The organism is Pseudomonas sp. NPDC078416 (genome assembly GCF_050268485.1).
Lineage (GTDB): Bacteria > Pseudomonadota > Gammaproteobacteria > Pseudomonadales > Pseudomonadaceae > Aquipseudomonas.
Genome location: NZ_JBNNGV010000062.1, coordinates 1 through 5,787 on the forward strand (window position 1 = coordinate 1; position 5,787 = coordinate 5,787).

Consider the following 5,787-nt stretch of genomic DNA (forward strand, 5'->3'; position numbering starts at 1 on the left):
GATCGACCAGGACTTGGATGGTCAGGTTGTTGCTGCCGCGTGGGCTGCGGAGGCACCCGCCTGCCTGCTTGAAAACAGCAGCGCTAACGCGCTGCCGGGCTTGCATTCGGGACATCAAGACGATATCTACAGATCGAAGGTTCGCGTGAGTGCGTTTTAACCCTTCGCCATCCGCCGTGCCGTCAGTACTTGCGCGAGCATCAGCGCGCCGACGCAGAGGAGCGCCTCCCGCAGGCCAACAAGATGGGCAGCGAACCCAATCAACGCGGGACCCAGCAAAATGCCGCAGTAGCCGATCCCGGTAATCACCGCAATCGCCAGCCCCGCTGGCATTTTGGTCTGCGCACCCACCACCGAGCAGTACACCGGAAAGGTATTGGACAGACCCAGACCGATCAGCGCGAAGCCCAGCAGGAACAGCGGCCACGGCTCCAGCAGGATCGCCATGGCAAAACCGACCATCACCAGCAGACCGCCGCCGATCAGCAGGTTCACCGCGCCCAGGCGATTCCTCAACCAATCCCCGGAAAACCGGCCCGCAGCCATGGTCAGCGAGAACACCGCGTAGGCGCCGCCGGCCACCGACAAATCGATCTGGTGCATGCGGTTCAGGAACAACGCGCTCCAGTCGAGCATCGCGCCTTCCACCAGCAGCGCGATGAAGCACAGAATCCCGACGATAATCACCTTGGTGGTCGGCCAGGCGAACGGCGCTGAAGGGTCGTCCGCGCCATGGGGCACCAGGTAGCGCGCGTGCCAGAGCAGCATCCCGGCAATCAGCGCCACCACCACGGCCACCGCCAGTAACGGCGAAGCGCCCAGCCACAGCAGCAAGGTCATCAACAGCGCACTGCTGATGCCTCCGAGGCTGAACAGCCCGTGAAACCCCGACATCATCGGCCGTCCGTGATCGCGCTCGACCATCAGGCCCTGCACGTTCATTGCCACGTCGATGCTGCCCAGTCCCGCGCCAAACACGGCCAGGGCCACTGCCAGCGCTGGCAGGGATGACAAGGTGGCAAGCAACGGCAGCATGCAGCAGATCAACGCGCCGCCAATCAACGAGACAAACCTGCAACCCTTGCGGGTGGTCAGCATTCCCGCCAGCGGCATCGTCAGCATCGAACCGAGGCCGAAGCACAACAACAGCAAGCCAAGCTGAGCTTCCTCAAGCCCGGCGCGGTCACGGGCGAACGGCACCAGCGGCGCCCACGCACCCAGCGACATGCCGGACAGCAGAAATGTCAGGCGATAACTCCAGAGGTGAACGAAGACAGGGGCACGAACGGATTGGGCAACTGACACAGAAAACGACCTGAACGAGTCTGCGCGAGCGGCAGACGGTGAATAAAAAAAGCGATTCCTCGCTGAACGCAATCTCCCGTAGGAACGGGGAAGAGGCCAGTCCGTACACCCTCAGTGCAGCGGTGTGACGACTGAAGCCTTCCCGGCTTAAGCCGGTCCCGCTGATGAAGGACAACATGCATCCACGGCAGGAGCCGGCTTGCTGGGGAAAGCGGTGTGTCAGTCACCCTTTCACGTGTCTGACAGATCGGGTTCGCCAGCAAGCCGGCTCCTACAGTTTTGCCGGTAGAGGCCCGATCACATCATCGGTGCCGCCATGCTGACCACGCGCAGCGCCAAGCCTTCATAGGCGTCCAGCGTGATGGTGAATTCACCCTCTTCGGTCAGATCGCCTTCGACCCGCTCGTTGATGATGTCCACCACCGGGCCCGGTGCGATGCCCGGCAGGTGCAGGGTCTCGACGATGGCCTCCGCGCTGAAATTGAGCGCGGTGATCTGGGTGCCCTTTCCGGCCGGCAGTTCGTGAACCATGATCAGCAATCCCGGGTGTTCGACGTCCGGAATCAGGATCTGCCGACTGGCAGCGATGTCGTAGGCGCGGCGTACGGCCAGCAGTTTTTTCAACTGCGAGGCGAACGAATCCGGCCGTTTCAACTGCTCGACGAGGCTGCCGTACAGCGCGCGAGCCCGGGGCATGCCACCTGCCGAGATCTCGCAGTCCGGGTCCATGTCAACCAGGTCATAGCCACCGCGATGGATCCAGCGAGTGTCGCCGTCGCCCATCAGGTGCTCCACCTGCTCGGCCGGCAGCGGCAAGGCGCCCACCAGGTCCCAGCCCGACAGCGCAAACACGCCCGGCTGCATGGCATTGAACATCACCAGCAGCAAGTGAATGTGCTGGATCGTGTCGATGTCAGCGGCGGTCATGCTGTCCAGCTCGCGAATACCCAACGCCGCGGTGATGATGCTCGCCGTGGTGCAGGACACGCCGTTGGTGACGAACTTCAGGTTGTACGGCGCGTGCTCGCCTGCCAGGCGCTCGTACATTTCCTCGCGAATGTGCTCGCGCAGGATGTTGCCCGGGAAGGTCTGGCCCTGATACAGGTACTGATCGTGGGCGTGGAGCGTCCAGAAATGCACCAGTTCCAGGGTCAGTTCATCGTGGTTCTGCAGCGCGTGGATCAGCGACGCAGGGTCGATGCCGAACTCGTGCACCTGACGCAGCATCAGCCGCAGAAACTCTGTGCGGCCGGTCAGCAACGCATGCTGGTACGCAGGGCGGGTGATGAAGTCATAGGACAGATCGGCGCCGCCGTGGGACATCGACGCGATGTCATCGATGGTCAGGTTCAGCTCCTGAAAGCTGAAACCGCCGGCCTTGCGAATCGCGCCAGCCAGCAACTGGTTGCCGGTGATCGACAGCGGATGGCTCTCGGACCACGCCGTGCCGTCGGCCTTGCGCTCGACACCGAGGAAGCCGTTGGCGTCCAGACGCAAGACCCGCGCGCCCATGACGTCGATCGCGTGCAGGGCATCGCCGATGATCATCTGCTGCGCGGCGAAACTCGGGTCCAGCCAGTTCAGCGAAGGCTGGCCTTCCTTGAAGTAATGCAGATAGACCCAGCGGCGGTCCTTGCCGTCGACGCCGGTGACCACGGGCGTGGCGCTCCAGTCGGTCTCCTTGACGCCGGGTTCGAAGAAGATCACCCGCTGCAGCTGGCCGACGATGTAATGCTTGTCGCGCAGCGCATCGACGGTAGCAGGCTGCAGGTTGACGGCGTCGCGGCCGGCCGGGACCTCCGGCAGCAGCGACCAGTCTTCTTCCTTGATCTCCACCATGTGGTAAAGGCCCGGGTACTCTTCGTAGCCCATCTCCGCCAGGCGGAAATCCGCGCCCTTGCCGGTATGGGACGGAATCACGTCGTCGACGACGATCGCGTTGTGCGCGGCGGCGATACGGCTGAGATTGAGAAACTGCGCATCGGTGCCCAGGTCCGAGTCCACTTCGAAGCTGATGCGGTCGAAGTTGCCGTCGATGCTCGGGGTGCGCTCGCGGCCTTTCAAACCGCCGGAGGCTTTCAACGGGCCGTTGTGAATACCCTGGATGCCGATCTCGGACAGCGCGTGCCAGAGTTGTTCATCGGCCAGCGCTTCGAGCACCGAGCTGCCATCACGGGTGATGATCGACGCCGGGTAGGCGGTGAACCAGACCGAACCGATGGCCGAAGCATCCCTCGGACGGGCCTGGGCGTAAGGGCGCTGCCAGAGACGGCCCTGGCCGCCATACAATTTTGCGCGTTGCTTTGCGGCGTTGAGCATCGATTGCTCAACCAGCCATTCCACGTACTGCTTGTCCGGGGTGGTCATGTGTTCGGGGTTCCATCTTCAAGTGGATGGGAGCGGCGGCCCAGGGCTCTGCGAGCGCTGTCCGGACCGTCCTGCCTGTGCGTGTCAGGTTTCTGCCTAACTCTAAGAGCACCTTGGCGCGTAAACGTTGCATCGGTTGCTATGCCATGGCCGCAGCGCTGGCTAAAATCCACCGGCGTGCATCCGCACCGTCGGCGCTGTTCAGGGGTTTGCGTGGAATTACACATCGTTATCGAGGGCCGCAAGGACCTCGCCCATCAAGTCTACGAACAGCTGCGCGACAGTATCGTGTCCGGCCGGCTCGCGGCGGGCGTGCAATTGCCGCCCAGCCGCCTGCTGGCGGCGCAGCTGGGGTTGTCGCGCAAAACCATTTCCGACACCTACAGCCGGCTGACCTACGAAAACTACCTGGTGGGCAAGGTCGGCAGCGGCACCTTCGTCAACGCCTTGAGCGCTTACAGCCCGCCTCGACCGGCGCCTTCGGAGCTGGCCAGCGCCCACATCGTGGCGAAATGGGAACGCATCTCCCTGCCCCTGCGCCACCCGACCCGCGCGGGCACCCTGCGCTACGACTTTCTCGGCGGCGCGACGGCGAAAACCCAGTTCCCCCATGACGAGTGGCGGCGCTGCGTACATCACGCGGTGCGGCAGATGTCCACCGAACGCGGCTTCTACAGCCAGCCCGAAGGCCTGCCCGCCCTGCGCACCGCCATTGCCGGGCACATCGCCTTCGCGCGCGGTGTCCGCTGTGGGGCCGATGACGTGGTGGTGTGCAATGGCGCGCAACAGGCACTGGACCTGATCGCCCGCGTGCTGATCGAACCCGGCAGCCGCGTGGCGGTGGAAGACCCCGGTTATACACCCGCGCGCCAGCTGTTCACCGCCCAAGGCGCCGAGGTGAGCAGCGTGCCGGTCGACAGCGAAGGCATTATCGTTGATGAAATCCCGGACAACGTCTGCGCCATCTATGTCACCCCTTCTCACCAGATGCCCCTCGGCATGCCCATGAGCCTGGCACGTCGCCATGCCCTGCTGGAGAAGGCGCGACGGATCGGCGCGATCATCATCGAGGACGATTACGACAGCGAATTCCGCTACGAAGGCCGTCCGACCGACTCGTTGCAGAGCATGGACGAGCACGGCGTGGTCGCCTACGTCGGCACCTTTTCGAAAACCCTGCTGCCGGAATTGCGCCTGGGCTACGCCGTGCTGCCGGCGGCGATCCTCGAGGCGGTGATCAAAGCCAAGCAACTGACCGACTGGCACACCTCGACACTGCCGCAATGGGCGCTGAGCAAATTCATCAGCGAAGGCCTGCTCAACAAACACATCCGCCGCTGCCACAGCACCTACGCCGGGCGCCGCGAACGCATCCTGTCGCGCATCGCCGGCGACCTGTCGCCCTGGCTGGAAACCATCCCGTGCACGGCGGGCTTTCACATGGCAGTGATGCTAAAGGCCTCCCTCGACCCGGCGATCGATCTGCACCTGCTGGTCGACCGCGCCCGAGACAAGGCGCTGGGCCTCTACCCGCTCAACGGCTTTTACAACGACGCGCCACCCCGCGAGGGGCTGATGCTGGGCTTTGGTGCGATTGACCTGCTCGACATCGACCCGGCGCTGGATCGGTTGCGGGATTTGCTGATGGCATTTGATTAACGGCGAAACCGAGGGTGCCTACACTGGCCCCTTCCCGGCTGAAGCCGGTCCCACTAACAGCGGCACGTGCATCCAGCAGGATCGGCTTTAGCCGGGAATGGACGCAGAGCGTCCCGGGATGCATTCCCACGCAGAGCGTGGGCACGATCATAAATGATGTCGCCTGCACCGGCCTCTTCCCGGCTGAAGCCGGTCCCACTAACAGCGCGCGTTGCATCAGTGAGACCGGTGACGCGGAGCGTCAGGAATGCATTCCCACGCAGAGCGTGGGAACGATCAAGATCCAGACAGCAAAACCCCGGCAGCCGTAAGTGGGACCGGCTTCAGCCGGGAAGCTTTTGATCTTCGTACGTATTAAGCTCAGTCACCGCCAATCGCGACTTGGGTGCAGGCTGAACGCAGGTCTCGCTCCGTGGGCCGAGCGGCATGGATGCCGCGAGAGCCGCCCCCCGCCAT

General features: G+C 63.7%; 3 protein-coding genes. 1 reads left to right on the forward strand and 2 read right to left on the reverse strand.

Annotated elements, in window-relative coordinates:
• Nucleotides 1-156 precede the first annotated feature (156 nt).
• Both ACQKEN_RS25240 and treS read right to left on the reverse strand, forming a co-directional pair.
• Nucleotides 157-1,305 carry an MFS transporter gene (locus tag ACQKEN_RS25240; protein ID WP_427689483.1) on the reverse strand — a complete coding sequence of 383 codons (1,149 nt, stop codon included), beginning with the start codon at nucleotides 1,303-1,305 and terminating at the stop codon, nucleotides 157-159.
• 297 nt (nucleotides 1,306-1,602) lie between these two features.
• On the reverse strand, nucleotides 1,603-3,672 hold the full coding sequence (gene treS / locus ACQKEN_RS25245) for a maltose alpha-D-glucosyltransferase (RefSeq protein ID WP_427689484.1): 2,070 nt from the start codon (nucleotides 3,670-3,672) through the stop codon (nucleotides 1,603-1,605).
• Nucleotides 3,673-3,885: 213 nt separating this feature from the next.
• On the opposite strand from treS, the gene ACQKEN_RS25250 reads away from it, so the two are divergent.
• Nucleotides 3,886-5,331: a PLP-dependent aminotransferase family protein gene (locus ACQKEN_RS25250; RefSeq protein WP_427689485.1), complete on the forward strand. Its 1,446-nt coding sequence runs from the start codon at nucleotides 3,886-3,888 to the stop codon at nucleotides 5,329-5,331.
• The last annotated feature ends 456 nt before the right edge of the window (nucleotides 5,332-5,787 follow it).